Origin of the sequence: Planotetraspora mira, from assembly GCF_016863275.1 — a bacterium.
Classification (GTDB): domain Bacteria; phylum Actinomycetota; class Actinomycetes; order Streptosporangiales; family Streptosporangiaceae; genus Planotetraspora; species Planotetraspora mira.
Window position 1 is genome coordinate 355770 of sequence record NZ_BOOO01000013.1, and the last position, 15608, is coordinate 371377.

General features: G+C 70.7%; 15 protein-coding genes. 12 read left to right on the forward strand and 3 right to left on the reverse strand.

Annotated features, from left to right (window positions below):
- The first annotated feature begins 1 nt into the window (after position 1).
- From Pmi06nite_RS12830 to Pmi06nite_RS12840, 3 genes are all read left to right on the forward strand, one after another.
- On the forward strand, positions 2 to 883 hold the full coding sequence (locus Pmi06nite_RS12830) for a branched-chain amino acid ABC transporter permease (RefSeq protein WP_203953152.1): 882 nt from the start codon (positions 2 to 4) through the stop codon (positions 881 to 883).
- Positions 880 to 1899 carry a branched-chain amino acid ABC transporter permease gene (locus Pmi06nite_RS12835; RefSeq protein WP_203953153.1) on the forward strand — a complete coding sequence of 340 codons (1020 nt, stop codon included), beginning with the start codon at positions 880 to 882 and terminating at the stop codon, positions 1897 to 1899. The genes Pmi06nite_RS12830 and Pmi06nite_RS12835 overlap by 4 nt, the downstream gene beginning before the upstream one ends.
- A gap of 103 nt (positions 1900 to 2002) precedes the next feature.
- Positions 2003 to 3232 (forward strand): ABC transporter substrate-binding protein, encoded by a 1230-nt coding sequence (locus Pmi06nite_RS12840; protein WP_203953154.1) that lies wholly within the window; start codon positions 2003 to 2005, stop codon positions 3230 to 3232.
- Positions 3233 to 3293: 61 nt separating this feature from the next.
- Here the strand turns inward: Pmi06nite_RS12840 and Pmi06nite_RS12845 are convergent, their stop codons facing one another.
- On the reverse strand, positions 3294 to 4367 hold the full coding sequence (locus Pmi06nite_RS12845; RefSeq protein ID WP_203953155.1) for an acyl-CoA dehydrogenase family protein: 1074 nt from the start codon (positions 4365 to 4367) through the stop codon (positions 3294 to 3296).
- 67 nt (positions 4368 to 4434) lie between these two features.
- Here Pmi06nite_RS12845 and Pmi06nite_RS12850 point away from each other — a divergent pair, with 67 nt between their 5' ends.
- Both Pmi06nite_RS12850 and Pmi06nite_RS12855 read left to right on the forward strand, forming a co-directional pair.
- Positions 4435 to 5598 carry an acyl-CoA dehydrogenase family protein gene (locus Pmi06nite_RS12850; RefSeq protein ID WP_203953156.1) on the forward strand — a complete coding sequence of 388 codons (1164 nt, stop codon included), beginning with the start codon at positions 4435 to 4437 and terminating at the stop codon, positions 5596 to 5598.
- A 76-nt stretch (positions 5599 to 5674) separates the two neighbouring features.
- Positions 5675 to 6565, forward strand: a complete 891-nt coding sequence (locus Pmi06nite_RS12855) for an IclR family transcriptional regulator (RefSeq protein WP_203953157.1) — start codon at positions 5675 to 5677, stop codon at positions 6563 to 6565.
- An 18-nt stretch (positions 6566 to 6583) separates the two neighbouring features.
- Here Pmi06nite_RS12855 and Pmi06nite_RS12860 read toward each other — a convergent pair whose 3' ends face one another.
- Positions 6584 to 7159: a flavin reductase family protein gene (locus Pmi06nite_RS12860; protein ID WP_203953158.1), complete on the reverse strand. Its 576-nt coding sequence runs from the start codon at positions 7157 to 7159 to the stop codon at positions 6584 to 6586.
- A gap of 233 nt (positions 7160 to 7392) precedes the next feature.
- On the opposite strand from Pmi06nite_RS12860, the gene Pmi06nite_RS12865 reads away from it, so the two are divergent.
- From Pmi06nite_RS12865 to Pmi06nite_RS12895, 7 genes are all read left to right on the forward strand, one after another.
- Positions 7393 to 8262 carry an alpha/beta fold hydrolase gene (locus tag Pmi06nite_RS12865; RefSeq protein WP_203953159.1) on the forward strand — a complete coding sequence of 290 codons (870 nt, stop codon included), beginning with the start codon at positions 7393 to 7395 and terminating at the stop codon, positions 8260 to 8262.
- Entirely contained in the window at positions 8259 to 9941 is a 1683-nt protein-coding gene (locus Pmi06nite_RS12870; RefSeq protein WP_203953160.1) for an FAD-binding protein, read from the forward strand. The genes Pmi06nite_RS12865 and Pmi06nite_RS12870 overlap by 4 nt, the downstream gene beginning before the upstream one ends.
- Positions 9938 to 10957 carry a ferredoxin--NADP reductase gene (locus Pmi06nite_RS12875; protein WP_203953161.1) on the forward strand — a complete coding sequence of 340 codons (1020 nt, stop codon included), beginning with the start codon at positions 9938 to 9940 and terminating at the stop codon, positions 10955 to 10957. The genes Pmi06nite_RS12870 and Pmi06nite_RS12875 overlap by 4 nt, the downstream gene beginning before the upstream one ends.
- A gap of 107 nt (positions 10958 to 11064) precedes the next feature.
- On the forward strand, positions 11065 to 11850 hold the full coding sequence (locus Pmi06nite_RS12880; protein WP_203953162.1) for a 2-keto-4-pentenoate hydratase: 786 nt from the start codon (positions 11065 to 11067) through the stop codon (positions 11848 to 11850).
- A 13-nt stretch (positions 11851 to 11863) separates the two neighbouring features.
- Positions 11864 to 12748, forward strand: coding sequence for an acetaldehyde dehydrogenase (acetylating) (locus tag Pmi06nite_RS12885; RefSeq protein ID WP_203953163.1), 885 nt, complete (start codon positions 11864 to 11866; stop codon positions 12746 to 12748).
- Positions 12749 to 12785: 37 nt separating this feature from the next.
- Entirely contained in the window at positions 12786 to 13808 is a 1023-nt protein-coding gene (gene dmpG / locus Pmi06nite_RS12890) for a 4-hydroxy-2-oxovalerate aldolase (protein ID WP_203953164.1), read from the forward strand.
- Between the two features lie 8 nt (positions 13809 to 13816).
- The gene (locus Pmi06nite_RS12895; protein ID WP_203953165.1) at positions 13817 to 15001 is read left to right on the forward strand and encodes an acyl-CoA dehydrogenase family protein; all 1185 of its coding nucleotides are present in this window, start codon (positions 13817 to 13819) and stop codon (positions 14999 to 15001) included.
- A 246-nt stretch (positions 15002 to 15247) separates the two neighbouring features.
- Here the strand turns inward: Pmi06nite_RS12895 and Pmi06nite_RS12900 are convergent, their stop codons facing one another.
- Positions 15248 to 15517, reverse strand: coding sequence for a hypothetical protein (locus tag Pmi06nite_RS12900; RefSeq protein ID WP_203953166.1), 270 nt, complete (start codon positions 15515 to 15517; stop codon positions 15248 to 15250).
- Positions 15518 to 15608: the final 91 nt, after the last annotated feature.

Below are 15608 nucleotides of genomic sequence, written 5' to 3' on the forward strand. Positions count from 1 at the left end.
GATGAACCTTCTGCAGCAGGTGCTCGACGGACTCAGCTCCGGATCGGTCTACGCCACGCTCGCCCTGGCGCTCGTGCTCGTCCACCGGTCGACCGGGATCGTGAACTTCGCACAGGGCCAGATGGCCGTGATCTCCACGTACGTCGCGTGGACCCTCTACGACGCCGGGGTGCCCGTCTGGGGCGCGATCGGGGCGGCGATCGTGCTCTCCCTGGTCGTGGGGGCGCTGGTCGAACGGTTCCTGATCCGCAGGTTCGAAGGCGGGGAGCCGCTCGCCGCCATCGTGGTCACGGTCGGGCTGCTGATCTCCGTCAACGGGCTGGTCAGCCTGATCTGGGGGACCGTGCTCAAGCAGTTCCCCTCGGCCTTCCCCTCGGGCGGCGTCGGCTCGGGAAGCGGCGGCACGATCGGGTACGGCACGCTCGGCACGATCGGGGCGCTGCTCGTCGTCGTGCTGGCCCTCAACTGGCTGTTCCGGCACACCCGGCTCGGCCTCGCCTTCCGTGCGGTCGCCGCCAACCCCGAGTCGAGCGCGCTGCTCGGCCTCCCGGTGGGCAGGCTGCTCATGCTCGGGTGGGGGCTCGCCGCCGCGGTCGGCGCGCTGGCCGGCTGCCTGGTCGCCCCGAAGCTGTACCTCGCCCCGGAGATGATGGACTCGGTCCTGACCTACGCGCTGGCCGCCGCCGTGCTCGGCGGCCTCAACTCGGCGCTCGGCACCGTGCTGGCCGCCTGGTTCATCGGCGTGGTCGAGAACCTCGCGGGCACCTACGTCTCGTTCGTCGGCGGCGACATGAAGATCGCCGTGCCGCTCGTCCTGATGGTCCTCATCCTGCTGCTCAAGCCCGAAGGCGTCTTCGGCCACAAGGAGGTGCGGCGGGTATGAGCGTCGTGGTCGACGAGCCCGCGGTCACGGACGGCGGCGGGACCTCCCGCCGGCGGCGCGGGCGCGCGCTCACCGCGGTGGCGCTGGTCCTGGTGTTCGCGGTCTTCCCGCTGGTCATGAGCCCCTTCGCCAACCTGCAGGTGACGCTGATCCTGGTCTACGCCGTCGCGATCCTCGGGCTGGACATCCTGGTCGGCTGGACGGGCCAGGTCTCGCTCGGGCAGAGCGCGTTCTTCGGGATCGGCGCGTACGGCGTCGCGGCCGGCGCCGTGCACGGCTGGCCGGTCTGGGCCGGGCTGCTCCTCGGCACGGCCGTCGCCGGCGTGGTGGGCTGCCTCGTGGCCATCCCCGCCGCACGGCTGCGCGGCTACGCGCTGGGAATGATCACGCTGACGCTGCCGGTGGTCGCGGTGCCCCTCGCCAAGCGGATGGAGGTCGTGACCGGCGGCGCGCAAGGGCTCAACGTCACCATCGTCCAGGCCCCGGGGTGGACCGGGCTGGCCGCCGACCAGTGGCGCTACTACGTCGTCGGCATCGGCGCGGCGATCGTCTTCGCCCTGGCCGCCGCCCTGCGGCGCGGCCGCTTCGGGCGGGCGTTCGACGCCATCCGGGTCAACGAGGCGCTGGCGACGGCGCAGGGTGTCCACGTCACCCGGTACAAGGTGCTGGCCTTCACGCTGTCGTCCGTCTACGGCGGGGTCGCGGGAGTGCTGTACGTCGTGGCCGTGCAGTTCATCTCGCCGGAGACACTCGTCCTCACGCTCAGCATCTCGATGCTCGCCGGGCTCGCGATCGGCGGCCTGCGCAGCCTCCTCGGCTGCGTGCTCGGCGCCGCGTTCTACGTCGTCGTGCCCAACCTCACGGGGTCCGTGAGCGCCGGCCAGTCCTACCTCCTGTACGGCGTCTGCCTGCTCGTCGTCATGCTCCTGATGCCCAGGGGCGTCGCCCCGGCGCTCGGCCACGCCGTACGGCGAGTGGCGAACCGGCGGGAGAGGGCGGCCGCCTCTGGTGAGTGAATCCGCTCCCTGTCCCTCCTACTACGCGCTTCCTGACTTTTTCTGATCTTCCCGATTTGTCGCCATCCCCCAACCATTCGCGACCTACTACAAAGGGTTGAACATGAATCAAGCGCAATCACGAGTTCTCCGGGCCGGAGTCCTGCTCGCGGCCGCTGTGCTCTCGCTCGCCGCGTGCGGGCGTGGCGGCACGTCCTCGTCCGGCTCGCAGACGCCCGGGATCACCGACACGACGGTGAAGATCGGGGCGAGCTACGCGCTGTCCGGCCCGCTGGCCGCCAACGGCACGGCCGCGATGAACGGCGCGAAGTCCTACTTCGACGCGATCAACGCCCAGGGCGGCGTGAAGATGTCCGACGGCAAGACCCGCAAGATCGAGGTCGTCAAGTACGACGACGGGTACGACCCGGCCCGCGCCGTCCAGAACTACAAGAAGCTGACCACCCAGGACAACGTCTTCGCGCTGTTCCAGACGTTCGGCACGGCGCCCAACCTCGCGATCATGGACTCGGCGAACGCCGAGAAGGTGCCGCAGTTGTTCGTGCACAGCGGCGCCGCCGTCTTCAGCCAGGACCAGCAGGCCAAGCCGTACACGGTCGGCTGGCAGCCGACCTACGAGACGGAGGGGGCGGCCTACGCCAAGTTCCTCACCGCCCAGGACAAGGACGTGACCGTCGCCGTCATCTCCCAGAACGACGACCTCGGCAAGGCCTTCGTCAACGGGTTCACCTCCGGGATCGCGGGAAGCAAGGTCAAGATCGTCGCGCAGGAGACGTACCAGGCGACCGACCCGACGCTGGACAGCCAGGTCACCAAGCTGGCCGCCTCGAAGGCGGACGTGCTGTTCTCCGCGATCGCCATCCCGAAGCTGACGGCGGGGGCGTTGTCGAAGGCCGCCGAGCTCGGCTGGAACCCCGAGCACCTGCTGGTCAGCCTGGTCTCCTCCGTGGACCAGGTGATCAAGCCCTCGGGACTGGACGGTTCGCACGGCATCTACAGCACCGCGTTCGTGAAGGCGGCCGACGACCAGCAGTGGGCGACGGACAAGGACGTGCAGGACTACATCGCCCGGATGAAGACGAGCGCTCCCGGCGCGGACCCGACCGTCCCGAACGCGGCCTGGGGATACGGCGCCGCCGCGACCCTGGTCAAGGCCCTCCAGGAGACGAAGACCGTCACCCGTGACGGTCTCGTGCAGGAGATCCAGAGCCTGTCCGGCGCGGTGCCGCTGCTCCTGCCCGGCCTGGAGTTGCACGCCTCGCTGGACGGACCGCCGATCAAGGAACTGCACGTCCAGCAGTTCAAGGACGGCAAGTGGAGCCTGGTCGACTGATCCGGGCCGACGTGGCCTGAGGCGGCTCACCGGGAGTGGGCCGCCTCCCGCCGGGTCGCCGTCACCCCCCGAGCACGAGCGGGCCGAGCCGGGCGCGGTGCCAGGCGGCGTCGCCGAACAACTTGGCGGCGGAGTGGGCCCGTTTGAAATACAGGTGCGCCTCGTGCTCCCAGGTGAAGCCGATCCCGCCGTGCAGCTGAACGGTCTCGGCGGCCACCGCGGAGAAGGCCTCGGCGCAGTACGCCTGGGCCGTCGCCGCGCGCACCGCCAGGTCGGGGGCGCCGGAGGCGAGTGCGCGGGCCGCGTCGTAGCTGACCGAACGGGCGGATTCGACCAGGACGTAGAGGTCGGCCAGCCGATGCCTGATCACCTGGAAGGAGCCGATCGGCCGGCCGAACTGCTCCCTGGTCTTCACGTGATCCCGCGTCATCTCCAGGCAGCGCTCGCCGCCGCCGAGTTGCTCGGCGCTGATGGCGGTGGCGGCGACCGCGATGAGCCGTTCGAGCACGCGGTGCCCGTCGGCGCCGATCAGCCTCACCGGGGCCGCGTCGAAGGTCACGCGGGCCTGGGGCCTGGTCAGGTCGAGCGTGGCCAGCGGCTCGACGCGCACGGCCGGAGTGGAAGGCTCCGCGACGTAGACGGCCAGGTCGCCGTCCCGCGTTCTGGCGGGCACGACGAACAGGTCCGCGCGTGCGCCGTCGAGCACGTGATCCTTCACCCCCGTCAGCCTGCCGTCCTCCACGTGGGCCCGGATCGCGGCCGGGTCCCATGTCCCGCTCTCCGCCCAGGCCAACGCCGCGACACGGCTGCCGTCGGCCAGGCCGGGCAGCGGTTCCACGGCTCCGCACGCGAGCAGCGCCTCGGTGGCGAGGACCGCCGAGCCGAGATAGGGCACCGGAGTGAGGGTGCGGCCCAGCTCCTCGCACACCACGTGGGTCTCCATCGCCGTGCCGCCCGCCCCGCCGTAGGCCTCGGGCACGGCGAGCCCGAAGGCGCCCACCTGCTCCGCGAGCAGCCGCCACGCGGTCTCGTCGTAACCGGGATCCGCGTCGGGCGCGGGCCGGGCCGGCGGGTTGCGCCCGAGGACGGCGCGCACGGTGCGGCGCAGCTCCTCCTGCTCGACGGTCGTGATCACGGCGGCCCCAAGAGTCCGGCGACGGTGCTCTATTTATGCCTAACAACTGTTTGGTAGATTATCAGTCGTGAGTCGCGGCGAGGCGTTCAGGCGCGAGGTCAGAGCCTGGCTCGAGGACGGTCTGACGGGCGAGTTCGCGGGTGCGCGCGGGCTCGGCGGGCCGGGCCGCGAGCACGAGGCGTTCGACGTCCGCCTCGCCTGGGAGCGCCACATGGCCGCCGCCGGCTTGACCTGCCTCGGCTGGCCCGAGCGGTACGGCGGGCGTGACGCGAGCATCGAAGAGCAGGTCGTCTTTCACGAGGAGTACGCACTCGCGCGGGCTCCCGCCCGGGTGAACCACATCGGCGAGAACCTGCTCGGCCCGACGATCATCGCGTTCGGTACGGATGAGCAGCGCCGGCGCCTCCTGCCGCCGATCGTGGCCGTCGAGGAGCTGTGGTGTCAGGGCTACTCCGAACCCGGCGCCGGCTCCGACCTGGCGAACGTGCAGACCCGTGCGGCGCTCGACGGCGGGCGGTGGCGGATCAGCGGCCAGAAGGTGTGGACGTCCCTCGCGACGGAGGCCGACTGGTGCTTCGTCATCTGCCGGACGGAGCCCGGATCCACCCGCCACCGGGGGCTGTCCTACCTGCTGGTGCCCATGCGGCAGAACGGCGTGGAGGTCAGGCCGATCGTCCAGATGACCGGGACGAGCGAGTTCAACGAGGTCTTCTTCGACGGGGCCCTGACCGACGGGGCGAACATCGTGGGCGCGCCCGGCGACGGCTGGAGGATCGCCATGGCCACCCTCGGCTTCGAGCGCGGCGTGGCGACCCTCGGTCAGCAGGTGGGCTTCCGCGGGGAGCTCGAGGGCGTCATCGAACTGGCCCGCGAGACCGGGGCCGTCGCCGACCCGCTGCTGCGCGACCGGCTCGTCCGCTCCTGGATCGGCCTGGAGGTCATGCGGCTCAACGCGGTCCGCACCATGGCGGGCGTCGCGGCGGGCGCGCCGGGGCCCGAGTCGTCCATCTCCAAGCTCGTGTGGGGCACCTGGCACCGGGAGCTGGGCGAGCTGGCCATTGACGTGCTCGGGGCGGCCGGCATGGTCGCGGACGGCCGGCCGTACGACCTGAGCGACGTGCAGCGGCTCTACCTGTTCTCCCGAGCCGACACCATCTACGCCGGCTCGAACGAGATCCAGCGCGACATCATCGCCGAGCGTGTGCTCGGCCTGCCCCGGGAGGCACGGTGAACCCGCGCCCCTTCCCTCGGGCCCATGCCGTTGCTAGATTCCACGGCAAGAATTCATTTCAGTTTCGGGAGGTTCGATGACCGCCCTCAGCGCCGAGCCCGAACCGACGACACCCGCACGGCGGGAGCTGCCGCTCTCGATGGTCGAGCGGATGACACTGATCATGGATGCCTTCGCCGGCCGCTCCACCCGCCTCACCCTGGAGGACGTGGCCCGCTCCACCCACCTCCCACGCTCGACCGCGCACCGGATCCTCGACCAGCTCGTACGGCTGGACTGGCTCGACCACACGTCCTTCGGATACAGCCTGGGGCGGCGCGCGCTCGGTCTGGGCGGCAGGAACGGAAGCCACGGCGAGATCCGCGAGGCCGCCGCGCCGCTGCTGCACAACCTCCAGATCAAGACCGGGATGGTCGTCCACCTGGCGGTCCTCGACGGGTCGGACGTCTTCTACCTGGACAAGGTCGGCGGCCGGTTCGCCCTGTCCGTGCCCTCCCGCGTCGGAGGCAGGGCTCCCGCCCACTCCACGGCGCTGGGCAAGGCGATCCTCGCCTGGCTCGAGCCGGAGCAGGTCGAGGCGCTGGTCGGCCGCTCCATCAGCCGGCTGACCAGCCGCACGATCGGCGACATCGGCACCCTGCACCAGGAGCTCAACCGGATCAGGCAGCGCCGGGGGCTGGCCTTCGAACGGGGGGAGTGCTTCCCGAACATCGCCTGCGTCGCGGCGGCGATCCGCGGGCATGAGGGGCCGGTGGCGAGCATCTCCCTGGTGGGCGACGCGCGCATGCCGCTGGAGAAGGTCGCCCCTCTCGTGGTGGACGCCGCGCGGCAGGCCTCGCTGGCCTTCTTCCCCGATCTCGACTCGCCGCGGCGATCTCGCCGGGCCAGGAGGGCGCCGGACCGGACGTGGTCCTCCGAGAGCATGAACCGTTTCCTCACCGTCGGCCAGGACGGCGACTGGCTCTGATCCTCCACGGCTGTGGGGTTACCCCCAGTGGTCGCCCCAGCCCCAGAGGTTGGCGAGCGCGGGCTGCACGGGGGGCTCGTGGCCGTCGACGCCGAACCGGCCGCGGAAGAAGAGCATCGGGCGTTGCTCGGTGATCTGTTCCAGTTCGAGCACCCGGCCGATCACCACGTCGTGGTCTCCCGCCACATGCACGTCGTGCACCTCGGCGTGGATCCTGAGCAGCACGTCGGGCAGCGCGGGGGTGCCCCACCGGGACGGGTGCCAGCCGAGCCCGTCGAACTTCTTCCCCTTGCTGGAGCCGAACCGGCCGCAGATGTCGACCTGCTCCTCGCCCAGGACGTTGACGCAGAAGAGTCCCGAGTTCCTGATCCTCGGCCAGGTGCGGCCGTTGTGATCGGCGCAGAAGAGGATCAGCGGAGGCTCGAGGGAGACCGAGGCGAACGACTGGCACGCGAAGCCGACCGGCCCGCCGTCGTCGATCCCGGTGACGATCGTCACGCCGCTCGCGAACATTCCCATCGCGCGGCGGAACTCCGCGGGCGTGGGCGGAGCCACGCCGACAGGGTGTGTCGTCAGGGCGGGCTCAGCTGTCATGCGGTCACCTCGAGTTCGGCGTCTCAGCCGCCGCGTCGCGGCGTCTGCAAAACGACGTTAAGCCCCGGGCTGTTCCCGGCCGACGGCGGATCCCGTTGAGTGGACGCCGCCCGCGCACCCCGGCGCCGCCGGCGGCGGGCCCCGGGGGTCTCGCTCATCGGGATGATCATCACGGCGGGCCGGTGACGTCGATTACCGTCCCCGGGAGCCGACCCTCCTATGACTGGGGCGATATGACCACGGAGCTGACCTACGAGTCGACGGCGCGTGAGCTCGCGACCGACCAGGGAGTGCTGCGTTATCACGAGGCCGGTGAGGGCCCGCCGCTGCTGCTTCTGCACGGCTCGGGTCCCGGGGTCACCGGCTGGCGGAACTTCCGCGGCAACCTGCCCGTGTTCGCCGACCACTTCCGCTGCCTGGTCCTCGAGTTCCCCGGGTTCGGAGTCAGCGACCCGACCGGCGAGCACCCCATGGTGGCCGCGAACGGCGCGGTGATCCGCTTCCTCGACGGGCTCGGGCTCCAGCAGGTCGACGTGATCGGCAACTCCATGGGCGGCGTCGTGGCCGCCCAGTTGGCGATCGCCCGTGCCGACCGCGTGCGCAGGCTGGTCACCATCGGCGGCATCGGCAGGAACCTGTTCAGCCCCGGCCCGGGTGAAGGCATCAACCTCCTCATGGAGTTCACCGAGGAGCCCACCAGGGAGGCGCTCGTCCGGTGGCTCAACTCCATGGTCTACGACCCGGCGCTCGTCACCGAGGAGCTGATCGAGGAGCGCTGGGCCCAGGCCACCGACCCGGCGACGCTGGCCGGCGCGCGCCGCATGTACGGCAGGGCCGCGTCCGCGGCTCGTACGGCGGCGTTCGCCCGCTCGGACGCTCCGCCGTACTGGGCGATGCTGCACAGGCTCAAGGCCAAGACATTGATCACGTGGGGCCGTGACGACCGGGTGAGCCCGGTCGACATGGCGATCCTGCCGATGCGCACGATCCCCGACGCCGAGTTGCACATCTTCCCCGACTGCGGTCACTGGGTGATGATCGAGCAGAAGGCCGCCTGGGAGAGCGTCGTGCTCGGCTTCCTGACGAGGAAGGACGCCCAGTGAGCGAGTGGGACCACGAATTCGATCTCGTCATCGTCGGCAGCGGCGCGGGCGGCATGGCCGCCGCGCTGACCGCGCAGGACAGCGGCCTGTCCGTGGTCGTGGTCGAGAAAGGCGGGAAGTACGGCGGCAGCACGGGGATCTCCGGCGGCGGCATCTGGATTCCCAACAACCCCACCCTGCGGGCGAAGGGCCATGACGACAGCCGTGAGTCGATCCGCCGTTATCTCGACCTGCTGACCGAGGGCCGGGTGCCGGCCGCACGGCTCGACGCGTTCGTGGACAACGGACCCGCCGCGATGAAGTTGCTCGGCAGGAGCAGGTGGATGCGGTTCTTCTGGGTGAAGGGCTACGCCGACTACCACCCGGAGTTGGAGGGCGGGCGCCCGCAGGGCCGCTCGATCGAGGCTCTGCCGTTCGACACCCGCAAGCTCGGCGACGACGAGAAACACCAGCGTCCCAACAGCATGAAGGGCCCACTGGGCCTGTGGATCACCGCCAAGGACTACCGCGACCTGGCCATGGTCAAGCGCACCTGGCGCGGCCGCTGGGCCTCGGTGATCGCGGCCTGGCGGGTCTCGTCCAACGTCGTCCGCCGCCGGCACATGGCCACCGGCGGGCGTGCGCTCGTCGCCCGGCTGCGGATGGCGCTCAAGGACGCGGGCGTCCCGCTCTGGCTCAAGGCGCCCATGACCGATCTCGTCACCGGCGACGACGGCGCCGTCACCGGCATCGTCGCCCGGCGCGACGGCGGGACCGTCAAGATCCGCGGCAGGTACGGCGTGCTGCTGGCGACGGGCGGGTTCGACCACAACCCGGAGTTGCGCGCGAAACACCTGCCCGAGGGGGGGAAGGCCGACTTCGGCATGGGCGCCAGGGAGAACACCGGCGACGGCATCCTGGCCGGGGAGCGCCTCGGTGCCGCACTCGACCTGATGGACGACGCCTGGTGGATGCCGTCCGTGCGGCATCCCGCCGGCGCGACCATCCCGCTGGTGTCCGAGCGGTGCATCCCGCCGTCGATCATCGTGTCGTCGGAGGGCAGGCGGTTCACCAACGAGTCCTCGCCGTACGTGAACTTCGTGCACGACCAATTGGCGGGCGGGCACGTTCCGGCGTGGTTCGTGATGGACGCCAAGGCGAGGGGCCGCTATCCGTTCGCGCAGATCCTCCCGGGGGCGCCGATCCCGAAGGATTTCTACGAGAAGGGTGTGGCGTTCGAGGCCGGCACCATCGCCGAGCTCGCCGGCAAGATCGGTGTCCCCGCCGATGCTCTGGCTGACTCCGTGGAGCGGTTCAACCGGTTCGCCGAGGCGGGCAAGGACGAGGATTTCGGCCGCGGTGACAGCGCGTATGACCGGTATTACGGAGACCCGACGCTGAAGAATCCGAACCTCGATGTGATCGACCGGGCGCCGTTCCACGCGTTCCGGATCGAGGTCGGGGATCTCGGCACGAAGGGCGGGCTGGTCTGTGACGAGCACAGCCGTGTCCTGCGGTCGGACGAGTCGGTGATCGAGGGCCTGTATGCCACGGGCAACACCTCGGCCTCGGTGATGGGCAACGAATACGCCGGTCCGGGTGCCACGATCGGCCCCTCGATCGTCTTCGGATACATCGCCGCACGGCACGCGGCGGCACGCGCCCGGTCGAGCGGGCACGCGGCGCGGTCCGCTAGATGACGCAGCAGGGACCGCTCATGGTGCGGGTCGTCGAGGTCATCCGCGAGACCTCCGACGCCCACTCGCTCGTTCTCGAGCCCGCCGACGGCGACCACTCCCGGCTGGGCTACCGGCCCGGCCAGTTCCTCACCGTCCGGGTGCCCACCACGCGCCCGGAGGGCGCCGCGCGCTGCTACTCCCTCAGCAGTTCGCCGGTGTGCGACGACAAGCTCAAGGTGACCGTGAAGCGCACGCGGGGCGGCTACGGGTCCAACTGGATCTGCGACAACGTCACCGAGGGCGATCTGCTCGAGATCCTGCGCCCGTCGGGCACGTTCACCCCCGCCTCGCTCGACGACGACCTGCTCCTGCTCGCGGGCGGCAGCGGCATCACGCCCGTCATGTCGATCCTCAAGTCGTGTCTGCGCGCCGGCACCGCGGCGGTCACCCTCGTCTACGCCAACCGGGACGAGAAATCGGTGATCTTCCGGGACGAACTCGTCGCGCTCACCGCCGAGTACGGTGAGCGGCTGACCGTCGTCCACTGGCTGGAGTCGGTGCAGGGCCTGCCCTCCGCGGCCGGTCTCGCCGCCGTGGTCCGGCCGTACGCCGGGCGGGAGGCGTTCGTCTGCGGGCCGGGACCGTTCATGGATCTCGCCACGCGGATACTCGCCGGCGGGCGGATCCACGTGGAGCGCTTCGAGTCGCTGGCCACCGACCCGTTCGCCGGATCGGAGGTCGTCATCGACGTGTCCGGCCCGGTCAGCACGGTGGAGGTCGAGCTGGACGGTGAGACGAGGACGCTGGCCTGGCCCGCGGGCAACAAGCTGCTCGACGTGCTCCTGGACGCCGGGATGGACGCGCCGTTCTCCTGCCGGGAGGGGTCCTGCAGCGCGTGCGCCTGCGTGCTGCTCGAGGGCGAGGTCACGCTGGAGCGCAACACCGTGCTCGACAGGCAGGACCTCGCCGACGGCCTGATCCTGTCCTGCCAGGCGATCCCGGTCAGCGAGCGGCTCAAGGTCACCTACGACGGCTGAACCCGCCCCGCGTTCCTGCCGGTTCCCACTGAGCGGGAAAGCGCGCACCGGCGGGGAGCCGTGACTGGAACCGTGGAAATCCCGAGGGCCGATCGCAGGAGGACTGGATGCTGGACGGGGCGCAGCGAGCGTCCGTGGCCGGACGGCTGTGGACGGCGGAGCGGGACCGGGTGCCGATCGAGCCGCTGACCGACGCCTACCCGGGCATCGACGTGGTGGACGCCTACGAGATCCAGCTCGTCAACATCCGCCGCCGCCTCGCCGACGGGGCCCGGGTGTACGGGCACAAGGTGGGGCTGTCCTCCCTGGTGATGCAGCGGATGATGGGCGTCGACGAGCCCGACTACGGCCACCTGCTCGACACGATGGTGTTGTCGGAGGACGTCCCCGTCGAGGCCGGCAGGTACTGCCATCCCCGGATCGAGGTCGAGATCGGGTACGTGCTGGGGGCGAGCCTCCCGGGCGAGGGGTGCACCGAGGAGGACGTGCTCGCCGCCACCGAGTACGTCGTGCCGAGCCTCGAGCTGATCGACAGCCGCGTCAAGGACTGGCGCATCGGACTGGCGGACACCATCGCCGACAACGCGTCCTCGGCCGGCGTGCTGCTCGGCGCCGCCCGGGTGAGCCCGGCCGACCTGGACCCCGCGGACGTCGAGGCCGTGCTCTACCAGGACGGCACGGAGATCGCCCGGGGCAACACCAACGCCGTCCTCGGGAACCCCACCACCGCCGTGGCCTGGCTGGCCAGGAAGGTGGCCGCCTTCGGGGTGGAACTCGAGGCCGGTCACGTCATCCTCCCCGGGTCCTGCACCAGGGCCGTCGACGTGCGCCCCGGCGACACCTTCCGCGCCGAGTTCGCCGGGCTCGGGTCCGTGACCGCTCGATTCGAATGAGGGTGAGACAGCAGTGACCAAGGCGACCGCCGCGATCGTCGGTTCGGGCAACATCGGGACCGACCTGATGTACAAGCTGCTCCGCTCCGAGCTGATCGAGCCGCGCTGGATGATCGGCGTCGAGGCCGACAGCCCCGGGCTGAAACGGGCGGACGCCGCGGGCCTGATCGCCTCCGCCGAGGGCGTCGAGTGGCTGCTCGCCCAGGAGGAACGGCCCGACATCGTCTTCGAGGCGACCTCGGCGTACGTGCACAGGGAGAACGCGCCCAGGTACGAGGCCCTCGGCATCCGGGCGGTGGACCTGACGCCCGCCGCCGTCGGGCCGGCGGTGGTGCCCGCGGTCAACCTCGGCGCCCACCTCGACGCGCCGAACGTCAGCCTGATCACCTGTGGCGGGCAGGCGACGATCCCCGTCGTCCACGCCGTCTCGCGGGTCACCGAGGTGTCCTACGCCGAGATCGTCGCCAGCGTCGCCTCCCCGTCGGCAGGCCCGGGGACCCGCGCCAACATCGACGAGTTCACCCGTACCACCGGCCGGGGCATCGAGACGATCGGCGGCGCGGGGAGGGGCAAGGCGATCATCATCCTCAACCCTGCCGAGCCGCCGATGCTCATGCAGGACACCGTCTTCTGCGCGATCCCCGCCGACGCCGACACGGACGCGATCGCCGCGTCGATCAGGGACGTCGTCGGGGCCGTGGCGTCGTACGTGCCCGGCTACCGGTTGCGCGCGGAACCGCAGTTCGACGACCCCACGCCCGTGAGCGGCGGCCTCGCCAGGGTCGCGGTGTTCCTGGAGGTCGAGGGCGCGGGGGACTTCCTGCCGCCCTACTCCGGCAACCTCGACATCATGACCGCCGCAGCCACCAAGGTCGGCGAGGGCCTCGCGCGGACCTAGTCACCAGGGACTCCCAGCCACAAGGAGATCGACCCCCATGCCCTACAGCGCCGACCTGGACATCCGGGTCACCGACTCGTCGCTGCGCGACGGCTCGCACGCCAAGCAACACCAGTTCACCGTCGAGCACGTCCGCTCCGTCGTCGCCGCGCTCGACGACGCGGGCGTGCCGGTGATCGAGGTGACGCACGGCGACGGGCTAGGCGGATCGTCGTTCAACTACGGCTTCAGCCACACCCCCGAGCAGGAGCTGATCAAGACCGCCGTCGCGACCGCGACGCGGGCGAAGATCGCGTTCCTCATGCTGCCCGGTCTCGGGATCCAGGACGACATCCGGGAGGCCGCCGACAACGGCGCGAGCATCTGCAGGATCGCCACGCACTGCACCGAGGCGGACATCTCGGTCCAGCACTTCGGGCTGGCCAGAGAGCTGGGCCTGGAGACGGTCGGCTTCCTGATGATGGCGCACAGCCGGCCGCCCGAGGTCCTCGCCCGGCAGGCCCGGATCATGGCGGACGCGGGCTGCGAGTGCGTGTACGTCGTCGACTCGGCGGGCGCCCTGATCATGGAGCAGACCTCCGACCGGGTCGCCGCGCTCGTGGCCGAACTCGGGTCCGACGCCCAGGTCGGCTTCCACGGCCATGAGAACCTCGGCCTCGGCGTCGCCAACTCGATCCTCGCGGTCCGGGCGGGCGCCCTCCAGATCGACGGCTCGACCCGCAGGTTCGGCGCCGGGGCGGGCAACACGCCGGTCGAGGCGTTCGCCGCCGCCGTCGAGAGGCTCGGCATCCGCACCGGCATCGACACCATCAAGATCATCGATGCCGCCGAGGACGTCGTCCGCCCGATCATGGACGGCGAGTGCCTGCTCGACCGGATGGCGCTCACCATGGGCTACACGGGCGTCTACTCCAGTTTCCTCAAGCACGCCGACCGCCAGGCGAAGAAGTACGGCGTGCCCGGCGCCGAGATCCTGCTCGAGGCCGGGCGCCGCAAGCTCGTCGGCGGCCAGGAAGACCAGCTCATCGAAATCGCAGTCGCCCTCGCGGCGAAGAAGTGAGAAAAGCCATGGGCAACCCGGTACTCGAAGCGATCACCCAGAGGGCCGAGGAGATCAGCGCGCTCGGCTCCGCGAACGAGACGCTGTGCAGGCTGGACGACCAGGCCGCCAAGGTGCTGCGCGAGGCCGGCGTCATCCGGATGCTCCAGCCGAAGATCCACGGCGGGTTCGAGTTCCATCCGCGCGAGTTCGCCGAGACCGTCATGAAGATCGCCAGCCTGGACGGCTCGACCGGCTGGGTCGCCGGGGTCGTCGGCGTGCATCCCTGGGAGATGGCCTACGCCGACCCGAGGGTCCAGGAGGAGATCTGGGGGGAGAACCAGGACACCTGGATCGCCTCGCCGTACGCGCCGATGGGCGTCGCCCGGCCGGTCGACGGCGGCTACGTCTTCAACGGCCGCTGGCAGTTCTCCTCCGGCACCGACCACTGCGACTGGATCTTCCTCGGCGGCATGCTCGGCGACGAGGAGGGCAAGGTCGCCAAGCCGCCGGAGTCGCTGCACCTGATCCTCCCGCGGTCCGACTACGAGATCGTCGAAGACTCGTGGAACGTGGTCGGCCTGCGCGGCACCGGCAGCAAGGACGTCATCGTCAGGGACGCGTTCGTCCCCGACTACCGGGTCATCCCGTTCTCGAAGGTCGTGGACGGCAGCGCGGCCAGGGAGGCGGGGCTGACCAACCCGACCTACCACCTGCCGTTCTCCGTCGCGTTCCCCCTCGGCATCACCGCCTCCGTGATCGGCATGGCCGAAGGCGCCCTCGCCCACCACCTGGCCTATCAGAAGGGGCGGGTGCAGATCACCGGCACCAAGATCAAGGACGATCCGTACGTGCTCTACGCCATCAGCGAGGCCGCGGCGGACATCGCGGCCGCGCGGTCGGCACTGCTCGACAACGCCTCGCGGATGTACGACCTCGTCGCGGCGGGCCGTGAGGTCACCTTCGACGAGCGGGCGGTGAGCCGGCGCACCCAGGTCCAGGCGGCCTGGCGGGCGGTCCGGGCGGTCGACGAGATCGTCAACCGGTCCGGCGGGAACGCCATGCGTGTGGACAACCCGATTCAGCGCTTCTGGCGTGACGCTCATGTGGGCCTGACGCACGCCATTCACGTGCCGGGCGCGGTCTTCCACGTCTCGGCGCTGACCCAACTCGGCATCGAGCCGCCCCAAGGCCCGATGCGCTCGATGATCTGACGCGCTCCGGCCGATCATCTGGACGGGTTAATAGGACTAAACTCCCAACGGTCAACAATGTTGCCCGTTAGGTGAGCGGCTTTGAACATCCCTCCACAGCCAGGTGCCGAGTGGCGGTTCAACCCCCCGCCCGGCTGGCCGGTTCCTCCCAGGGACTGGATCCCGACTCCGAACTGGACCGGGCCCGCCCCGGGTTGGCCCGAGCCTCCGGCGAACTGGCAATGGTGGGTACGCGATGTGACGGCGTTACGCGACACCATGGCGTTCGGTCAGGCTCCGGTGGGTCAGGCCACGGGTGGGTTCGGGCAGGCTCCGGGTGGGGGCGGCCGGGCTCCGATGGGCCCGGGTGCGATGCGTCCGGGTCCGCCGGGTCAGGCTCCGATGGGCCCGGGTCCGGGTGGGTTCGGACAAGGCGGCTTCGGACAGGGTGGGTTCGAACAGGGCGGCTTCGGGCAGGGTGGGTTCGGGCAGGGTGGGTTCGGGCAGGGTGGGTTCGGGCAGGGTGGGTTCGAACAAGGCGGGTTCGGGCAGGGTGATTTCGGCCCGGCCCAGGGGGGTCCCGCATCCTTCGGCCCCGCCTTCTCCGGCCCTGATTCGTTCGAACCGG

Bases quoted from the DNA above. Each gene is read 5' to 3' on its own strand.
- Pmi06nite_RS12830 (WP_203953152.1), top strand. From the start codon at position 2: ATGAACCTTCTGCAGCAGGTGCTCGACGGACTCAGCTCCGGATCGGTC.
- Pmi06nite_RS12880 (WP_203953162.1), top strand. From the start codon at position 11,065: ATGCTGGACGGGGCGCAGCGAGCGTCCGTGGCCGGACGGCTGTGGACG.
- Pmi06nite_RS12855 (WP_203953157.1), top strand. From the start codon at position 5,675: ATGACCGCCCTCAGCGCCGAGCCCGAACCGACGACACCCGCACGGCGG.
- Pmi06nite_RS12835 (WP_203953153.1), top strand. From the start codon at position 880: ATGAGCGTCGTGGTCGACGAGCCCGCGGTCACGGACGGCGGCGGGACC.
- Pmi06nite_RS12860 (WP_203953158.1), bottom strand. From the start codon at position 7,159: ATGACAGCTGAGCCCGCCCTGACGACACACCCTGTCGGCGTGGCTCCG.
- Pmi06nite_RS12895 (WP_203953165.1), top strand. From the start codon at position 13,817: ATGGGCAACCCGGTACTCGAAGCGATCACCCAGAGGGCCGAGGAGATC.
- dmpG (WP_203953164.1), top strand. From the start codon at position 12,786: ATGCCCTACAGCGCCGACCTGGACATCCGGGTCACCGACTCGTCGCTG.
- Pmi06nite_RS12875 (WP_203953161.1), top strand. From the start codon at position 9,938: ATGACGCAGCAGGGACCGCTCATGGTGCGGGTCGTCGAGGTCATCCGC.
- Pmi06nite_RS12865 (WP_203953159.1), top strand. From the start codon at position 7,393: ATGACCACGGAGCTGACCTACGAGTCGACGGCGCGTGAGCTCGCGACC.
- Pmi06nite_RS12840 (WP_203953154.1), top strand. From the start codon at position 2,003: ATGAATCAAGCGCAATCACGAGTTCTCCGGGCCGGAGTCCTGCTCGCG.